Genomic DNA, 18,530 nt, shown 5'->3' on the forward strand with positions numbered 1-18,530 from the left:
CGGTTTCGGGAATGGTGAACATAGAATGTGTGGGATCGCTCACATTGAGCGCCCTTGCGCCCTTGCGTCAGGTGCATTTGCGCCGAGGCCGATCACGGCGGCGGTGAGCAGCAGGACGGCCGCCGATATGATTAGCGACTGGTGAAGGCCCGTCATGAATGCACTGTCCGAGGCCACCAGCGAGCCGAACAGCGCGACGCCGAGCACGCTGCCGGTCTGCCGCGTCGCGTTCAGGACGCCGGCGGCGATGCCGGAGCGCGCCTTGTCGATGCTGCCGAGCAAGGTGGAGGTCAGCGGCGGCACCAGCAGGCCAAGTCCGCCGCTGATCGCGATCATCTGCGCAAAGATCGCCCAGTAGCTGGTCCCGGCTTCGGTCCAGAGCAGCCCGAGACAGCCGAGCGCCGAGATACAGGCGCCGACCACGATGGTCGGGCACGAGCCGATGCGCTCGGCCAGACGCGGCGCCAGCAGGTTGAGCGGCAACACCGCGCCCATCATCGGCACGAAGGCAAGCCCGGTCCACCAGGCCGACAGCCCGTTGATCCTCTGGAAATACAGGCTCAGCACGAAGATCAGGCCGTAGATCGCGATGTTGACGAGGAGGCCGACGATCGTGGTCAGGGTAAACAGCCGGTGACTGAACAGCGACAGCGGCAGCATCGGCTGCACGGTGCGGCTCTCGCGCCAGACGAAGAGCACCGCGAATGCGGCTGAGGCAACGAATGCTGCGATCACGGCTGGATGGCTCCAGCCGAACGCACCAGCTTCGATGATCGCGCCGGCGAGCGCGCCCAACGCACCGATCGCGGCGAGCTGTCCCGGCAGATCGATCTCGCGCGAGCGCGACCGCGTGGTCTCGCTGGCGTAGCGCCAGCTCAGCCACAAGCCGGCAAGACCGATCGGCAGGTTAACCAGGAAGATCGCGCGCCAGCCAACCAGCGTGATCAGCGCGCCGCCGACGAAGGGACCGGCAGTCAGCGCCAGGCTCGCTCCGGCGGCCCAGACCGCCACGGCACGGCCACGCTCGCGGTCGTCCGCATAGGCATGATTGAGCAGCGCCAGGGAATTCGGCACCAGGATCGCCGCCGCCAGCCCCTGGACCAGCCGTGCTGCGATCAGCACGATGGCGTTGGGCGACAGCGCGCAGGCGAGCGAGGCCGCGGTGAAGATTGCGAACCCCGCCATGAAGATGCGCTTGGCGCCGATGCGGTCGCCGAGCGCACCTGCGGTCAGAATGAAGGCGGCAAAGGCGATGGTGTAGGCGCTGACCACCCATTGCAGCTCAGCGACGCCGCCGCCGAGCGTTTTACCCATCGCGTCGAGCGCGGTGTTGACGATGGTGACGTCGAGTTGCACCACGCCATAGCCGAGGCTCATCGCGGCAAGCGTGAGGGAGGTCGCAAGGCGCGAGCCGGCACGCTGCGCGCCGGCTCCGTTGTCGAGAGGTTCATATTTGATGGTGCTGGCTCGCATGCTGCCACCTCGGTTGCAGCCCCACGCGAAACATACGCTTCCAGCCCGCATTCATGCTTCGACAATGATCGTATTATGGATGCGTCAAATGCGAACGCCGCGCGGATGACCGCGCGACGCCTTTTTCGCAGCTACGCCCGGTCCTAGCTCGCCGCGCGCAGGTTCACCTTGCTCTCGGCGAGCGCGGTCAGCTTCCTGTCGGTCGCCTTCTCTTCTTCCAGCGTCTTGGCGAGCACGGTGGCGCAGTCGTTGCGGCCGAGCTGTTTGGCCCAGGCGATCAGGCTGCCGTAGCGGACGATCTCGTAATGCTCCGCGGCCTGGGCCGCGTTGATCAGGGCGGCGTCCAGCACCGCCTTGTCGGCGACTTCACCGGCGGTCTCGTCGGCTTCCTCGATGATGCCGTCGATGGCCGGGCAGTCGACCGCCTTCACCTGCGTGCCGTGCATCTTGAATACTTCCTCGAGCCGCTTGACGTGCTGCTTGGTTTCTTCGAGGTGCGTCAAAAAGCCCTGCTTCAACTGCGGATCGGTGGCCTTATCTGCCATTTTCGGCAGCGCCTTGGTGATCTGCTGCTCGGCATAATAGATGTCCTGAAGCTGGTGCATGAACAGGTCGTTCATGGTTTTGATATCTTTTGTGAACAGTCCCATCGTTCCGATCCTCTCGGTTTCGGGAACACGGAGGCGTCGGCTCGCACGAAAAGCCGATTATTCCGCCATGTTCGATTGCTGATGGAGCGCTAACCAGCGCACGGTACCGACGTTCCAAAAAAGCTCGCATCGCTTGCGCTGGAACAATGCCGACTGCGGGCGGACACGAAATCATGTCAAGATGCGGACGCGCGTTCCGGGCAGGTGCCCCGACTCATATGCTTAACGCGCGCCCGATATGAACCACATATGACAAAAGCGGCGGTCCACCGCAGAACCTATCGGTCGAACGCAGAACCTATCGTTGTCAAGGGCTGCACAAGTCGCTGTTTTTGCCTTAAATGAGCTACAACATGCCTAGCGGTCGAAGCCCATTTCGGGCAGTGATCGCGCCCGACCGGTCAATGTCTGGCCGATCGGTCTTGCCCCCCGCCGGGAGGATGAATGCACGGACTGCTGCCCGCGCTGAAGCGCGGCTTCAAGAGATGGATCGGCTGGCGACGGCTCGGTGTTGCCGCGAGCGTCTTCATCATCGCCTTCGCGATCACCACGCTTGCGCGCACCCTCAAGGACATCGATACCGGCGTCATCCTGACCGCGTTGACCGAGATTCCCCGCGGGAATATCGGGCTGGCGGCGATCTGCGTCGTCTTCGCGTTCTGTACGCTGACCTTCTACGACTATTTTGCACTGCGAACGATCGGCAAGAAGCATGTGCCCTATCGCATCGCAGCACTCTCCAGCTTCACGTCCTATTCGATCGGCCACAACATCGGCGCCACCGTTTTTACCGGCGGCGCGATCCGCTTCCGGATCTATTCGGACTACGGGCTGAACGCGATCGACGTCGCGAAGATCTGCTTCCTGTCAGGCCTGACCTTCTGGCTCGGTAACATCTTCGTGCTCTCGATCGGCATGGTCATCCATCCGGATGCCGCCTCATCGATGGATCAACTGCCGTCGTCGATCAACCGGCTGATCGGGCTCGGCGGCCTCGCCTCGATTGGCGCCTATCTGGTCTGGCTCTGCATGGGCGAGAAGCGCCGCGAGCTCGGCCAGAAGGGCTGGAAGGTGGTGCTGCCCTCGGCGCCGCTGACGCTGGTCCAGATCCTGATCGGCGTGGTCGATCTCGGCTTCTGCGCGACGGCGATGTACCTGCTGATGCCGGCCAATCCGTCGATCGACTTCATGTCGCTGGCGGTGGTGTTCATCCTGGCGACGCTGATCGGCTTTGCCAGCCACGCGCCCGGCTCGATCGGCGTGTTCGATGTCGCCATGCTGGTCGCGCTGCCCGAATTCGGCCGCGAGCAGCTTCTGGCGACCCTGCTGGTCTTCCGCATCCTCTATTTCGTGATCCCGTTCGGCCTCGCCATCTCCATCATGGGCGCGCGCGAGCTCTGGATGAACGTGGTGGAGCCCTGGCAGGAGCGGCGGCGGCTGGCCGAGGCCTGCGCGCAAGGCAACCTGCCCAAGCAGGTAGCAGCGATGGAACGCGAGCGGTCGTTGCGACAGGCCAGCAAGCGGTAAGGCGGGCGGGCGACCGTCAGAGGTTGCGGGCGGCGCAGCAATGCTCTCTTATTTCCGCCTCAACTTTGCCGTTGAACACGCGGGCCATGATCCCTTTTTCCTTTCGTACCCTTCCCGCAGGCCTCCTGCTGCTTGCCGGGATTCTGACGTCTTTGCCGCTCGAGCGCGCCGCCGCGCAGGGCGCCGGTGCGATGCAAATATCCTGGGAGGTGCGCAACCGCTTCCGCCTGTTCCGCGAGGAGCGCGACTTCCAGCTCCATGTCGAGAACGCGCGTAACCGCAGCATCCTCGCCGCCGAGCAGTCGCTGGAGCTCCAGAGCGAGGGCCGCGGCTGGGCCCGCAACATGGTCAACCGGCTCTGCATCGACCTCCAGGGCCGGGTCAACCAGCCCTGCACCCGCGACAACGTCAAAGAGAATTACCTCACCCCGACCGATCATCCGGTGACCGTGCGCCTGACCGGCGCAGTGCCGGTCGGCGCCACCTGCGCCTGGTCGTTCGACGACGGCGACGGGCCGCAGACCTCGACTTTCGATTGCGCCGAGCCGATCAACCTGCGGGTCCGCTACGGCAAGCAGACGGTCGCGAGCGTCGACGTCTCCTCCGGCTCCGATCCGACCCAGCGCGTCCAGGCCGAGATCCAGGTCCGCGACATCTTCGTCGCCGGGCTCGGCGACAGCATCGCCTCCGGCGAAGGCAACCCGGACCGGCCGCTGGCGCTGTCGGACGAGGGCTTCTGCTTCCGCTCCTATCTCGGTACCGCCGGTGCGCAATACTACCGGCCGAGCCGTGCCGGCTATAAAGGTGGCCGCGCCTGCGAAGCACCCGACACGCTCGCCAACTGGCAGCATTACGGCGCGCTCTGGTTCAACTCGCCCTGCCACCGCTCGCTCTACAGCTACCAGGCCCGCACGGCTCTCGCGCTCGCGGTGCGCTACACCCACATCGCGGTGACCTTTCTGCCACTCGCCTGCACCGGCGCCAGCATCGGCGACGGTCTGCTGGGCTCGCAGCGCGCCCGCGAATGCCCGCCCGGCAAGACCGGCGTCTGCAACACCAGCGTGAACGCCCAGGTCGCCGAGCTGCGTGAGGCGCTCACCGCGGCGAAAAAGCGCCAGCCGGACCGCACGCTCGATCTCGTGCTGCTCTCGGTCGGCGCCAACGACGTCTATTTCTCCGGCCTCGTCGCCGACGTCATCGTCGACACCGCGACCGAGCGCGCGCTGTTCCGCCGCTCCGGCGTAATGGCGAGCGTCGACGATTCCCGCGATGCACTGGCGCGCGAGCTGCCGCAGAATTTCGCCAAGCTGCGCGAGGCGCTGAAGCCGCTCGTCAGCGGCGACCTCTCGCACGTGGTCTATGTCTCCTACGCCAATCCCGCGCTCGCCGATGGCGGCGTGCCCTGCCGCGGCGGCCGCGCCGGGTTCGACATCCATCCGTCCTTCAACGCCGATCCGCAGCGCCTGGCCCGCGTCTCGACCTTCGTCGACACCGAATTCCTGCCGCAGCTGAAGAGCCTCGCCACCTGCACGCGCGGGGCGCTGTGCCGCGATCCCGAAACCGACCGCATGACCTTCGTGGACTCGCACCAGGCGGTGTTCGCCGATCACGGCTTCTGCGCCCATGCGGGCAACGATCCCGAATTCGACCGCACGTGTTTCGCCGAGAACGGCCAGAGCTTCAATCCCGATATCGTGAGCGCGGCGAGCCAGCCGATGCTGTGCGGCCGCGGCGCCTCGGAGTATCGCGCCTACCTGCCGCGCGCGCGCTGGATCCGCGATGCCAACGACAGCTATTTTGCCGCGATGACCTATCCGCAAGGCCTGCCGGCGGCGAGCCAGCCGACCGACATCCACGACGCCACCTGGGGCGTGCTCTCCGCCGTCTACGGCGGCGCCGTGCATCCAAGCGCGGAAGGCCACGCCGCGATGGCGGACGCCGCACTGCCGGCCGCGAGCAGCGTGCTCGGCCTCGATGCCGTGCCGCCCGGCGTGACACGCGGACTGTTGGCGCCGCTGCTGGGCACGCAGCAATAGCACGACACTGCTCCCACATACTCGGTGTCATCGCCCGCGAAGGCTGGCGATCCAGTACTCCGTGACAGCGGTGATTGAATCGAGAGGCTGCGGCGTACTGGATTCCCCGCTTTCGCGGAGAATGACAGTGGTGTGCGGAGCACGACCTCGCGCATCACGATCGCACATTCTCGTCACCTCGTGATCGTTCCCCGCACCTGCCGTTCCATCGATCCAAAAACGGCATCGATCGATACTCCCTTGAACTTGGACACTTTGCCGCGCGCGCCTCTAGGAGTCGCAGAGAGGAAACATTTCGAGTTCTAAGGAGGCGCGTGATGAGCGCAGTGGTGTCGTCCGCAGCGGACGTGAGGAGGTCTCGCGTCAGGCTGTTCATCGTGACCATGTTGTTCCTGGTCACGACCGTGAACTATGCCGACCGCGCCACCCTGTCGATCGCGGGCCCCGCACTCTCGAAAGAGCTGCATCTCGATCCCGTCGCCATGGGCTGGATCTTCTCGGCCTTCGGCTGGTCCTATGTCGCGGCGCAGGTGCCGGGCGGCTGGCTGCTCGACCGCTACGGCTCGCGCCTCGTCTATGCCTTCAGCATCATCGTCTGGTCGCTGTTCACGATGATGCAGGGCTGGGTCGGCTTCCTCAGCGCCGGCGCCGCCATCATCGTGCTGTTCGCACTTCGCCTCCTCGTCGGCGTCGCGGAAGCGCCCTCGTTCCCCGCCAACGCCCGCATCGTCGCCGCCTGGTTTCCCGGCAATGAGCGCGGCACCGCATCGGCCTTCTTCAATTCGGGACAGTATTTCGCCACCGTGATCTTCGCGCCGCTAATGGGCTGGATCGCGCATGATTACGGCTGGCGCTTCGTATTCTTCGTGATGGGTGGGCTCGGCGTCATCATGGGCCTGGTCTGGATCAAGACCGTCTACGGCCCGAAGGAGCATCCCGGCATCAACGAGGCCGAGTTCGATTACATCAAGGAAGGCGGCGCGCTGGTCGATCTCGACGCGCCCAAAAACGATCTGGTGCAGGAGCGTGCGCCCGAGTCCGGCTCCGGGTGGGATCACATCCGCCAGTTGCTCTCCAACCGCATGATGCTCGGCGTCTATCTCGGCCAGTACTGCATCAACACGCTGACCTATTTCTTCCTGACATGGTTCCCGGTCTACCTCGTCAAGGAGCGCGGCCTGTCGATCCTGCAAGCCGGCTTCGTCGCGACGCTGCCCGCGCTGTGCGGCTTCATCGGCGGCGTGCTCGGCGGCGTCATCTCCGACGCCATTCTCCGCAAGACCGGCTCGCTCACCATGGCGCGCAAGATCCCGATCGTCGGCGGCATGCTGCTGTCGATGTCGATCATCGCCTGCAACTATGTCGACGGACAGGCGCTGGTGGTCGGCTTCATGGCGCTCGCCTTCTTCGGCAAGGGCATCGGCGCACTCGGCTGGGCGGTCGTCTCCGACACCTCGCCCAAGGAAGCCGGCGGCGTCTCCGGCGGCCTGTTCAACACCTTCGGCAACCTCTCCTCGATCAGCACCCCGATCGTGATCGGCTACATCCTGGCCGCGACCGGCTCATTCAACGGCGCACTGCTGTTCGTCGGCGCCAATGCGCTGGTGGCCGCGTTCGCCTATCTCGTGGTGGTCGGCAAGATCGAGCGGGTGGTGCTCAAACGTTCCTCCTGAGGGCTCCCGCGGGAGCTTGACCAGGCAACTCAACGGCGGCTCCTCAGCCGCCGTCTTTGTTTTGGGGATGATCGATGCTAGAAGTGCCGGGGAAACGCCTTATCCATCTAAGGCATGTATCGATGTTCGACCTCAACCAGCTCCGCTGTTTCGTCACGGTGGCCGAAGAACTGCATTTCGGCCGCGCCGCCGCGCGACTGAACATGACCCAGCCACCGCTGTCGCGGCAGATCCAGGTGCTCGAGCACATCATCGACGCGCCGCTGCTGGAGCGCACCAGCCGCTCGGTGCGCCTGACGCCGGCGGGGCGCAGCTTCCTGCCCGAGGCAAGGCGCATCCTGAAGCTTGCGGAAAGCGCCTCGCAAGTCGCCCGCCGCATCGCGCTCGGCAAAACCGGCTCGCTGAAAATCGGCTTCACGGCGGCTGCCGCCTACGGCTTCCTCCCGGAGCTCGTCGCCGCCTGCCGCGCCAAGCTGCCCGAGGTCGATTTCTCGCTGAAGGAGATGGTGTCCGGTGATCAGTTCGAGGCGCTCAGCTCCGGCCAGATCGACGCCGGGCTGTTGCGGCCGCCGATCGCGCGCCCCGAAGTGGCCAGCCGCCGTGTCGTCGCCGAGCCCCTGCTCGCCGCGATCCCGAAGAAGCATCCGCTGGCGAATGCCGAGACCATCACCATCAAGGATTTCGACGACCAGCCCTTCGTGATGTACTCGCCCTATGAGAGCCGATATTTCCACGATCTGCTGGTGGCGCTGTTCACCCGCGCCGACGTGCTGCCGCGCTATGTGCAGCATCTGAGCCAGATCCATTCGATCCTCGCCATGGTCCGCGCCGGCCTCGGCCTTGCCATCGTGCCGGCCGCGGCTGCGAGCCTGAAGATCTCCGACGTGCGACTGCGGCCGTTGAAGCTGCGCACCCGCGTCCCCGTCGAGCTGTTCATGGTCTGGCGCCGCGACGACGAGAACCCGCTGCTCTCCGCTCTGGTCAAAATCGCAGGCGAATTGTCCTCCGCGGAGGTAGCGGACGATTGATGCTCAATCCGCATCGGTCGATATAGGCTTTGGCTTGGACGCGCATCGAACGGTCTCCTAAACAACGGCGCATGGACGCGCAGGCTTCGGCCCGCGTCCTCCACAACACGCAAATTAAGGGAGCAGCGCCCATGAGCAAGATGACCCCGCAGGAAATGGCCCAGAAGATCGGATCGGGCCTCCTGTCCTTCCCCGTCACGCCCTTCAAGGCGGACTATTCGTTCGATGAGGCGACCTACCGCGCCAACATGGACTGGCTGTGCGGCTATGACGTTGCCGGCCTGTTCGCCGCCGGCGGCACCGGCGAGTTCTTCTCGCTGACGCCGACCGAGGTTCCGCAGGTGGTCAAGATCGCCGTCGACGAGACCAAGGGCCGCGTGCCCGTGCTCGCCGGCACCGGCTACGGCACCGCCACCGCGCGCGAGATCGCGATCGGCGCGGAAAAGGCCGGCGCCGACGGCCTGTTGCTGCTGCCGCCCTATCTGACCCATTCCGAGCAGGACGGCCTTGCCGCCCACGTGGATGCCGTGTGCGCCGCCGTGAAGATCGGCGTCATCGTCTACAACCGCGACAACGCCATCCTGCAGCCCGATACGCTGGCGCGCCTCGCCGAGCGCTGCCCGAACCTCGTCGGCTACAAGGACGGCATCGGCGACATCGAGCTGATGACCCGCGTCTACACCAAGCTCGGCGACCGCCTCACCTATATCGGCGGCCTGCCGACCGCGGAAACCTTCGCGCTGCCCTATCTCGACATGGGCGTGACGACCTATTCCTCGGCCGTGTTCAATTTCGTTCCGGAATTCGCCACCAACTTCTACGCCGCGGTGCGCAAGCGCGACCATGAGACGATCCATGCCGGCCTGAAGAACTTCATCCTGCCGCTGATCGCAATCCGCAACCGCAAGAAGGGCTATGCGGTCTCGATCATCAAGGCCGGCATGAAGGTGATCGGCCGCGATTCCGGCCCGGTCCGCCCGCCGCTGACCGATCTCACCGAGCAGGAGGTTGCGGAGCTGACCGCGCTGGTGAAGAATCTCCCCGCCATCCGATCGTCACAACAAGCTGCAGAATAACAGACAACAACAGGGAGGAGCGTGCGATGGCCCAGACTGAGGTCTCCGGCGCACCGGTCGTCACATCGATGCAGGTGATCCCGGTCGCGGGCCGCGACAGCATGCTCCTCAATCTGAGCGGCGCGCACGCGCCGTTCTTCACCCGCAACATCGTCATCCTCACCGACAATTCCGGACACACCGGCGTCGGCGAGGTACCGGGCGGGCAAAAGATCTGGCAGACGCTCCAGGATGCCCGCGATCTAGTGATCGGCAAGACCGTCGGCGCGATTAACAACATCCTTGCCGACGTCCGCACGGCGTTCGCCGACCGAGATGCCGGCGGCCGCGGCAAGCAGACGTTCGACCTGCGCGTGATGATCCATGCGGTCACGGCGATCGAGTCCGCACTGCTCGACCTGCTCGGCCAGCACCTCAACCTGCCCGTCGCCGCACTGCTCGGCGAAGGCCAGCAGCGCAAGAGCGTCGAGACGCTCGGCTATCTCTTCTTCGTCGGCGACCGGCGCAAGAGCAAGCTTGACTACGTCAGCGGCGAGACCGGCAAGCCCGAATGGTTCAACCTGCGCCACCAGGAGGCGATGACGCCGGAGACCGTGGTGCGGCTCGCGGAAGCCACCCACGACCATTATGGCTTCGCGGACTTCAAGCTCAAGGGCGGCGTGCTCCGCGGCGAGCAGGAGATCGAGGCCGTCACCGCCATCGCAAAGCGCTTCCCCAGCGCACGCGTCACGCTCGATCCCAACGGCGCATGGTCGCTCGACGAGGCGATCAGCCTCTGCAAGGGCATGCACGGCATCCTGGCCTATGCCGAGGATCCCTGCGGCGCCGAAGCCGGCTTCTCGGGTCGCGAGATCATGGCCGAGTTCCGCCGTGCCACGGGCCTGCCGACCGCGACCAACATGATCGCGACCGACTGGCGCCAGCTCTCCCATGCACTACGCTTGGGGGCGGTGGACATTCCGCTGGCCGACCCCCACTTCTGGACCATGCAGGGCTCGGTGCGCGTCGCCCAGACCTGCCGCGACAACGGCCTGACCTGGGGCTCGCACTCCAACAATCACTTTGACATTTCGCTCGCGATGTTCACCCATGTCGGCGCCGCCGCGCCCGGCAAGGTCACCGCGATCGATACCCACTGGATCTGGCAGGACGGCCAGGCGCTGACCAAGGAGCCGCTCCAGATCAAGGGCGGCAAGATCGCCGTGCCCGAGCGGCCGGGCCTCGGCATCGAAATCGACCGCCCGGCCATCGAAACCGCGCATGAGCTTTACAAGAAGCATGGACTCGGCGCCCGCGATGACGCTACTGCCATGCAGGACCTGATCCCCGGCTGGACCTTTGACGACAAGCGTCCCTGCCTCGTGCGTTAAGAAAATCTCGGAGGACTACATGACTGCGATCCTGAAGAACTTCATCGGCGGCGAATGGGTCGACGGCTCCGGCGTCACCAAGAACATCAACCCCTCCAACACCAACGATCTCGTCGGCGAGTACGCAAAGGCCGACAAGGCGCAGACCGAGAAGGCGATCGCGGCAGCCAAGGCCGCCTTCCCCGCCTGGGCGCAGTCGACGCCGCAGGTGCGCCATGACGCGCTGAACAAGATTTCTCTCGAAATCCTCGCCCGCAAGGAAGAGCTCGGCCGCCTGCTCGCCCGCGAGGAAGGCAAGACGCTCCCCGAGGGCATCGGCGAGGTCGCGCGCGCCGGCCAGATCTTTGCGTTCTTCGCCGGCGAAGCGCTGCGCCTGATCGGCGAGAAGGGCGCCTCCGTCCGTCCCGGCCTCGACGTCGAGCTCACCCGTGAGCCCGTCGGCGTCGTCGGCATGATCACGCCCTGGAATTTCCCGATCGCGATCCCCGCCTGGAAGATCGCGCCCGCGCTCTGCTACGGCAACACGGTGGTGTTCAAGCCGGCCGAGCTGGTGCCGGGCTCGGGACATGCGCTGTCCGAGATCATCACCCGCTCCGGCATTCCGGCCGGCGTGTTCAACCTCGTGGTCGGCTCCGGCTCCGTCGTCGGCCAGACCCTGCTCGACCATCCGGATGTGGCCGCGATCTCCTTCACCGGTTCGGTGCAGACCGGCCGCAAGATCGCGCAGGCCTGCGTGCTGTCGAACCCGATGAAGAAGTTCCAGCTCGAGATGGGCGGCAAGAATCCGCTGGTCGTGCTCGACGATGCCGACCTGAAGACCGCCGTCGAGGTCGCCGTCAACGGCGCCTATTTCTCGACCGGCCAGCGCTGCACCGCCTCCTCCCGCCTGATCGTCACCGAAGGCATCCACGATCGCTTCGTCGCGGCGGTGGCCGAGCGCCTGAAGGGCCTGTCGGTGGACGACGCGCTCAAGGCCGGCGTGCATATCGGCCCGGTGGTCGACCAGAGCCAGCTCGACCAGGATCTGCGCTACATCAAGATCGGCCAGGACGAAGGCGCAAAGCTCGCCTTCGGCGGCGAGCTGCTCAAGCGCGAGACGCCCGGCCATTACCTCCAGCCGGCGCTGTTCACCGAGGCCAACAACAATATGCGCATCGCGCGTGAGGAGATTTTTGGCCCCGTCGCCGCCGTCATCCGCGCCAAGAACTACGAGGAAGCGCTGGCGATCTCCAACGACACCGAGTTCGGCCTCGCCTCGGGCATCTGCACGAGCAGCCTGAAATACGCCTCGCACTACAAGCGCAACAGCGAGTCCGGCATGGTGATGGTCAATCTGCCGACCGCCGGCGTCGACTATCACGTGCCGTTCGGCGGCCGGAAGGGTTCGAGCTACGGCGCCCGCGAGCAGGGCTCCTATGCGCGCGAGTTCTATACCACGGTGAAGACCGCCTATACCTATCCGGGTTGATAGGCCACGATCGTAGGGTGGGTTAGCCCGCGGCTGCGCAACGCGCGGTCCGCTGGCGTAACCCACCTCTTCTGCCTCCGCGGATGAAGACATTGGTGGGTTACGCTACGCTAACCCACCCTACACTTTCGGAGTCCTCCCATGGACCAGGACGTCGCAGCGAAAGAGCAGCCCCGCTACATCAAGCTCAACGAGCGCGACAATGTCGCGATCGTGGTCAATGATTTCGGGCTTCCCGCCGGCTCCCGCTTCGCCAGCGGGCTGACGCTGCGCGCCTTCGTGCCGCAGGGGCACAAGACGGCACTGGTCGATATCGCGCAAGATCAGCCGATTATCCGCTACGGCGAGGTGATCGGCCACGCGTTGTCGCCGATCCTGGCCGGCGAATGGGTCGACGAAGCGCGCATCCGCATGCCCGAGGCCCCTGCCCTCGACAAGCTGGAAATCTCGACCGCCGTCCCGGCACCGCTGCCGCCGCTCGAAGGCTTTACCTTCGAAGGCTTTCGCAACTCCGATGGCTCGGTCGGCACCAAGAACATCCTCGGCATCTCCTCCTCCGTGCAATGCGTCAAGGGCACGATGGAATACGCCGTGAAGCGCATCCGCGCCGAACTGCTGCCGAAATACCAGAACGTCGACGACGTCGTGCCGCTGACGCACGCCTATGGCTGCGGCGTCGCCATCAATGCCCCCGATGCGGTCGTTCCGATCCGCACGCTGCAGAACATCGCGCAGAACCCGAATTTCGGCGGCGAGATCCTGGTCATCAGCCTCGGCTGCGAAAAGCTCGCGCCCGAGCGACTGGTGCCGGAGGGCGTCAGCGATGCCATCGTGCGCATGCAGGACGAAGCCTTCGACGGCTTTGGCGCCATCGTCGATGCGATCATGACCCAGGCCGAAGCCCGCCTGAAGATCCTCAACACCCGCACCCGTGAGACCTGCCCGGCCGCCGACCTCGTCATCGGCCTGCAATGCGGCGGCAGCGACGCCTTCTCCGGCGTCACCGCGAACCCCGCCGTCGGCTTCGCCGCGGACCTGCTGGTGCGTGCCGGCGCGACCGTGATGTTCTCGGAAGTGACCGAAGTGCGCGACGCGATCCAGCTCCTCACGCGACGCGCCATCAACGAGGACGTCGGCCGCGCGCTGGTGCGCGAGATGGCCTGGTACGATTCTTATCTCGCCCGCGGCGGCGCCGATCGCAGCGCCAACACCACGCCCGGCAACAAGAAGGGCGGCCTCGCCAACATCGTCGAAAAGTCACTCGGCTCGATCGTCAAGTCCGGCTCGTCCGCCATCACCGGCGTGCTCTCGCCCGGCGAGAAGGCGACCCAGAAGGGCATGCTGTTCGCGGCAACGCCCGCGTCCGACTTCATCTGCGGCACACTCCAGCTCGCCTCCGGCATGACGCTGCAGGTGTTCACCACCGGCCGCGGCACGCCCTACGGTCTTGCGGCTGCGCCCGTGATCAAGGTTGCGACCCGCACCGAGCTCGCGCGCCGCTGGAAGGATTTGATCGACTTCGACGCCGGCGGCATCGCCACCGGCGAGAAGACCATCGAGGAAACCGGCTGGGACCTGTTCCGCCTGATCCTCGATGTCGCCAGCGGCCGCACGAAGCCGTGGTCGGACCGTTGGGGCATCCACAACGACCTCACGCTGTTCAATCCGGCGCCGGTGACCTGAGGCCGGGCCAACCGGCCTCACTGACCGTCGATCAGGTGCATGTCGCCGAGCGTGACCGGCAGACTGCGCGTAATGAGATCCGCGACCGCCGCGCGTAGCCGTTCGTTCGCAGCCGGCCCCTCGAACGTCGCGTCGATCGGCCCGCTGGGTCCGGCGAGCCGCATGGTGCCGGTGTTGTCGAGCGGCGCGGCTGCCCGCTTCTCGATCACGTTGAACGACTTGCCGTCGATCACGCGCACCTCGTAGAGCGCGTGGATCAGGCCGTAATCCGCAAGCAGCGTGCGATATTGGGCAAGCCCGATGCCCTCGACGTTGCGGCCGTTGCCGAGCTTCGATCTGGCCCGGGTGATGACGATGTAGGCATCCAACCCCTGCGGCGCGACATCGCTGCGAACCAGCTCCTTGAACGGATCGCTGCGCAGGAGATTGACTGGCGCAACCGCCGAATCCCTGATCGCGGCAAACGCGGCACGTCGGTAGCTCACCGCCTGCACGCGAAAGCGTCCACCGAGCAGCTTCGTCGCCTGCTGGACGATCAGCTCGTCCAGCCCCCATGCGCTGATCGAGAGGCTTTGCCCGGCGTTGCCGAGCGCGATCAGGCCGGCTTGCGTCAGGCTCATCTCCTCGCCGATGGCCGAGACGATGCCGACGGTCTTGATCGCCTGGAGCCGGGTCGCGCGCGTCTCGAACGCGGCGGCCGCGCCGAGGGCGATGCAAGCGACCGCCAGGCCAACCCATAGAAAAGCAATGCGGCGCATGGTGACCTATCGAATCCTGAAATCGAACGAATAGGACGCACCGAGGCCGATCGTCGTCTGGTTCGACGATCCCCGCAGCTTCACGAGCGGGCTGTCTGCGGCGTCGCCCAGCAGCTTCTCGTACTCGACATAGGCATGGACTTCCCAATGCGGATTGATGCGATAGGAGATCTGGCCGCCGAAGCCGACCGAATGCGCACCGCCTTTGGCATCGTACATCGGCAGCCCGGACGCCACGGACTGCACGGCGTCGACGCCGAAATAGGGCGCAGTCGCCTTGGTGCTTTTCCAGGTGAAGCGCGGGCCGGCCGAGATCGTGAGCCTTTGGATCAGCGGCACGATGACGTCGGCGGAGACATCGGCGACCGTGCCGGTATTTCCGCCCATGCCCTGGCGCAATTCACTGCGCAGGCGCAGCCAGTCGACCGGGAAATATTCGACGAAGCCGCCGAGCTCGTATGCGGCCTTGACGTCGCCAAGGCCGGTCAGCTCGGCATATTTATCGCTCCTGCGCGACGCGACGTATTTGAACGCGGGGCCGGCGCGAAAATTTCCGACGTCGAACAGCGCGATACTGGCGCTGTCGCGGGGCCCGCGAAACTGGTCGACCGATCCGGCACGGCGAATGGAGAAGATCGGGATCGGCATGAGCTTCCCGTTCTTCGATCCGACGAAATCCGGCGTGTACTCTCCGCCGATGCCGACCATGACGGTCCAGTTGCCGGAAGGTGACGGCAGCATCGGCACGTCGAACGGCGGGGCTGGCAACGTGAACGCCGTCTGCGCCGATGCCGACTGCGGGATTGCCAGGATTGCGCCGAACGCGGCGAGGAATGCGGTCAGCAAGGTCTGCTGCGCTCTCGCCGCAGGATCGAGAGCAGCTTCGTCAAAATGCTTCATTTACAGGGCCCCGGACCGGCCTTGCTGGCCTGGTCGACTCGTGTGGTTAGGAGCCACAGCATGTGGTCCGGCAAAATTGCCCCAAGATTGCAAGGGGCAGACAGCGCCCCGATCCATTCGCGGCGCATGCCGGGCGCGCCGCCGGATCAATGTTGCCCGAACATTGCCGGGCCGCGCTCACGCTCGCAAACTTTGAGCGCTAGGGCCGGTCGGCGCCCTCGCTCCTGCCTTTTATTCGCCAAGCTCGCTGCCTTAATGGGAACCCTGCGCACGAGCCGGAACGCCAGACTTCGGCCAGGGAGCGTCACGCTCAGGTTTTGTTGCCCCAGCAGAGTCAAGGACGTCCCGTGCGCTCCCTCGTAATCGAAGACGAACCGCAGATCGGCGCCTATGTCAGCCGCCTGCTCGGACAATTGCACGGCATTGTCGACGTCGTCGGCTCGATTGCCGATGCCCGCCAGGCGCTGGACAATTTCAAATATGATCTCGCGATCATCGACCGGATGCTGCCCGATGGAGATGCGCTCCAGGTGGTGACGGCGCTGAGCCGATCGGCGGACCGTCCCGCGATCATCATGCTGACCTCCAAGGACGCCAAGGAGGATGTCGTCGACGGTCTCAATGGCGGCGCCGACGACTATCTCGGCAAGCCGTTCGAGCCGCAGGAGCTCATTGCGCGGGTGCGCGCTGTGTTGCGGCGCCCCCGGCAGCTCGCGCCCTCGGTGCTGTCGCTCGGCAATGTCGAGCTGCATCTCGGCAGCAACGAGGCGGTGGTCGCCGACACGAAAATCCTGCTGCGCCGGCGCGAGGCGCTGATCCTCGGAGCGCTCCTGATGCGCCGCGACCGCGTCATCACCCGCGCCGCCCTGATCGAGGAGATCTACGGCTTCGACGACGAGATCGAATCCAACACGCTCGAAGCGCAGGTCTCGCGCTTGCGGAAGAAACTGACCGAGCTCGGCGGCGATGTCGAGATCCGCAGCATGCGGGGCATCGGCTACATCCTGCGGCTGGCAACACCGCGATGACGTCGATTGCCCGAACGTTTGCGCTGTCGCTTGGCATCGCCGCGACGACGATCTTCCTGATCATGCTCGGTGTCTTCATCTGGCGTTACCCGATGGAGGAACGCGAGTTCAGGGCTTGCCGCATTGTGATCGCCGTTCTCGATCGCGCCACGGTGATCGAGGGGCAAAACCTGACGGTACGCCCGACTCCCGCCCTCGGGGAGCTTAAAGCGGACAGCCCGAACCTCTGGTACGTCTTGTCCGCGGGCGATCTGGTCAGCGAATACGGGAGCGAACGCCGGCCCACCCTCCCCTTCGCGTTTCCCTATCACGGGCCGATCGGCTCGTCCGTCTTCAGCACACTCGACCAGAAGAACACCTTTTGTCTCGCCGTCGTGCAACGGGGCCCGTTGCAGCTTACGATGATGGTCGGCGAACCCAAGGTTCGCTTCGGCCGGATTGCAAGGAACTTCCTTGTCCGCAGCATTTTCGCGATCATCACGCTGGCGCTGGCCTTTGCGGCGACGGTCGCCATCGGCTCAATGCTGGCCGCACGTTTCGTCTCGCGCGGCATCGAACGGGTGGCGCGTCGCGCGCTCGCGATCGACCCATCGGCCCCGCAGGGCCTGATATCCCTGTCCGAAGTCCCCACCGAGCTGAAGCCGCTGGTCGCGGCGCTGAACCGCGCCTTCGGCGAGATCGACGCCTACATCAGGATGCAACGCCGCTTTCTCGGCAATGCCGCCCATCAGCTCCGCACGCCGCTCACGCTGCTGCGCGCGAAAATCGAGGACGTGCCCGAGCCGGCGCTGAGGGTGGAGTTGGTGCGCGACGTCCGCCGCCTGACGTCGCTGGTCTCCGCCATGCTCGACCTGGCGCGATTGCAAAATCATGCGATCGAGAAGCGACCGATCGATCTTGCCGAGATCACGCTGGACGTGCTCGCCGATTTCAGCCCCTCGGCGCTGGACGCCGGCATAGAGCTTGCGCTGGAGCACGCCGAAGAAGGTCCGTTCCTGGTGCAAGGCGTCGACGCCGCGGTACGCAGTGCGCTTGCGAATCTCGTCGGCAACGCGCTCATCCACGCCCATGGTGCGCGGCGCATCGTCGCCACGCTCAGCCGCGGCGACATCTCGATCGACGATGACGGCGCGGGCCTGCCCGACGGCGCGGAGCACAGGCTGCTCGAGCCATTTCAGACCGGCAACAGCGCGGGCGACGGCGCCGGCCTCGGCCTGTCGATCGTCCGCGAGATCATGGCCGCGCACGGCGGAGAGCTGGTCATTTCCTCCGCGCCGGGCCGCGGCACGACGATGAGCTTGCGCTTTCCCGAGGCCACCGCGACGACCAGATCGCCGCACCTCGATCTGCAAACGGGCTGACGAGCCGCTTCTAGCCCTTCGGCGAAACCGTCCGGAAACATTGGCGTGGAAAACTTCTTCCGCGTTTCACGTCTGTCGCATCACGCAATCAAATAGATCCGCCGGCGGCGGTCGAATGTTCGCACACAAGCGAACCTGGCGTGGCATCGCCGCGACCAAACCTCCGATTGCCATCTTCCACGGAGATTTTCCAATGCGCGTTCTTTCAATATTTGCCGTTGCCGGCGCCATGATTGCGAGCTCGGCCGGTGCATTTGCCGGCGAGCTTCCCTCTTACGACGTGAAGTCGTTTCCGATTTCGACGACGCAAGTGCAGGTGCTCGGCGGCGCCGGGGTCGAGGAGCAGTCGTCTGCGCCCGCGATGATCGTCGCCGGCATGCCGGCCTCGCCCGCGCAAATGTCGGTGCTGTCGCCGCGCGTCAAGCGGCTGGCGAGCGCCAACGCCACGAGCGAAGAGCGCTGAGACAGTTTTCGACCCCGGCTGCCCTTGCCGGGGTCG

15 protein-coding genes are annotated in these 18,530 nt (G+C 65.5%); 11 read left to right on the plus strand and 4 right to left on the minus strand.

Features of this window, described 5'->3' with window-relative positions; translation table 11 throughout:
* Positions 1–39 precede the first annotated feature (39 nt).
* Together AB7535_RS22115 and AB7535_RS22120 are read right to left on the minus strand one after the other, a co-directional pair.
* Positions 40–1,473 carry an MFS transporter gene (locus tag AB7535_RS22115; protein ID WP_085405883.1) on the minus strand — a complete coding sequence of 478 codons (1,434 nt, stop codon included), beginning with the start codon at positions 1,471–1,473 and terminating at the stop codon, positions 40–42.
* A gap of 143 nt (positions 1,474–1,616) precedes the next feature.
* On the minus strand, positions 1,617–2,123 hold the full coding sequence (locus AB7535_RS22120) for a YciE/YciF ferroxidase family protein (protein ID WP_439036827.1): 507 nt from the start codon (positions 2,121–2,123) through the stop codon (positions 1,617–1,619).
* Positions 2,124–2,567: 444 nt separating this feature from the next.
* Between AB7535_RS22120 and AB7535_RS22125 the strand changes: the two genes are divergently transcribed.
* The 8 genes from AB7535_RS22125 to garD all read left to right on the plus strand — a co-directional run bounded on the left by AB7535_RS22125 (position 2,568) and on the right by garD (position 13,984).
* Complete coding sequence (locus AB7535_RS22125; protein WP_063982249.1) at positions 2,568–3,650, plus strand: lysylphosphatidylglycerol synthase transmembrane domain-containing protein; 1,083 nt, start codon at positions 2,568–2,570, stop codon at positions 3,648–3,650.
* An 86-nt stretch (positions 3,651–3,736) separates the two neighbouring features.
* The gene (locus AB7535_RS22130) at positions 3,737–5,686 is read left to right on the plus strand and encodes a hypothetical protein (RefSeq protein ID WP_283017058.1); all 1,950 of its coding nucleotides are present in this window, start codon (positions 3,737–3,739) and stop codon (positions 5,684–5,686) included.
* Positions 5,687–6,003: 317 nt separating this feature from the next.
* On the plus strand, positions 6,004–7,359 hold the full coding sequence (locus tag AB7535_RS22135; RefSeq protein WP_063982247.1) for an MFS transporter: 1,356 nt from the start codon (positions 6,004–6,006) through the stop codon (positions 7,357–7,359).
* A 122-nt stretch (positions 7,360–7,481) separates the two neighbouring features.
* Positions 7,482–8,387: a LysR substrate-binding domain-containing protein gene (locus AB7535_RS22140; protein WP_063982246.1), complete on the plus strand. Its 906-nt coding sequence runs from the start codon at positions 7,482–7,484 to the stop codon at positions 8,385–8,387.
* 131 nt (positions 8,388–8,518) lie between these two features.
* Entirely contained in the window at positions 8,519–9,463 is a 945-nt protein-coding gene (gene kdgD, locus AB7535_RS22145; protein WP_439036828.1) for a 5-dehydro-4-deoxyglucarate dehydratase, read from the plus strand.
* Positions 9,464–9,489: 26 nt separating this feature from the next.
* The gene (gene gudD, locus AB7535_RS22150) at positions 9,490–10,833 is read left to right on the plus strand and encodes a glucarate dehydratase (RefSeq protein WP_439036829.1); all 1,344 of its coding nucleotides are present in this window, start codon (positions 9,490–9,492) and stop codon (positions 10,831–10,833) included.
* A 19-nt stretch (positions 10,834–10,852) separates the two neighbouring features.
* Positions 10,853–12,301: an aldehyde dehydrogenase family protein gene (locus tag AB7535_RS22155; protein ID WP_085405879.1), complete on the plus strand. Its 1,449-nt coding sequence runs from the start codon at positions 10,853–10,855 to the stop codon at positions 12,299–12,301.
* Positions 12,302–12,442: 141 nt separating this feature from the next.
* Positions 12,443–13,984 (plus strand): galactarate dehydratase, encoded by a 1,542-nt coding sequence (garD, locus tag AB7535_RS22160; protein ID WP_439036830.1) that lies wholly within the window; start codon positions 12,443–12,445, stop codon positions 13,982–13,984.
* Positions 13,985–14,001: 17 nt separating this feature from the next.
* On the opposite strand, the gene AB7535_RS22165 is transcribed toward garD, so the two are convergent.
* Entirely contained in the window at positions 14,002–14,742 is a 741-nt protein-coding gene (locus tag AB7535_RS22165) for a hypothetical protein (RefSeq protein ID WP_354124045.1), read from the minus strand.
* 6 nt (positions 14,743–14,748) lie between these two features.
* Positions 14,749–15,642 (minus strand): MipA/OmpV family protein, encoded by an 894-nt coding sequence (locus AB7535_RS22170; RefSeq protein ID WP_439036831.1) that lies wholly within the window; start codon positions 15,640–15,642, stop codon positions 14,749–14,751.
* 347 nt (positions 15,643–15,989) lie between these two features.
* Between AB7535_RS22170 and AB7535_RS22175 the strand changes: the two genes are divergently transcribed.
* The 3 genes from AB7535_RS22175 to AB7535_RS22185 all read left to right on the plus strand — a co-directional run bounded on the left by AB7535_RS22175 (position 15,990) and on the right by AB7535_RS22185 (position 18,494).
* On the plus strand, positions 15,990–16,670 hold the full coding sequence (locus AB7535_RS22175; RefSeq protein WP_071912145.1) for a response regulator transcription factor: 681 nt from the start codon (positions 15,990–15,992) through the stop codon (positions 16,668–16,670).
* A complete protein-coding gene (locus AB7535_RS22180) occupies positions 16,667–18,031 on the plus strand; it encodes a sensor histidine kinase (protein WP_283017062.1) in 1,365 nt (454 codons plus the stop codon). The genes AB7535_RS22175 and AB7535_RS22180 overlap by 4 nt, the downstream gene beginning before the upstream one ends.
* 193 nt (positions 18,032–18,224) lie before the next feature.
* A complete protein-coding gene (locus AB7535_RS22185; protein WP_283017063.1) occupies positions 18,225–18,494 on the plus strand; it encodes a hypothetical protein in 270 nt (89 codons plus the stop codon).
* Positions 18,495–18,530 lie beyond the last annotated feature (36 nt).

Origin of the sequence: Bradyrhizobium sp. 956_D2_N1_4 (genome assembly GCF_052076025.1) — a bacterium.
GTDB lineage: Bacteria > Pseudomonadota > Alphaproteobacteria > Rhizobiales > Xanthobacteraceae > Bradyrhizobium > Bradyrhizobium barranii.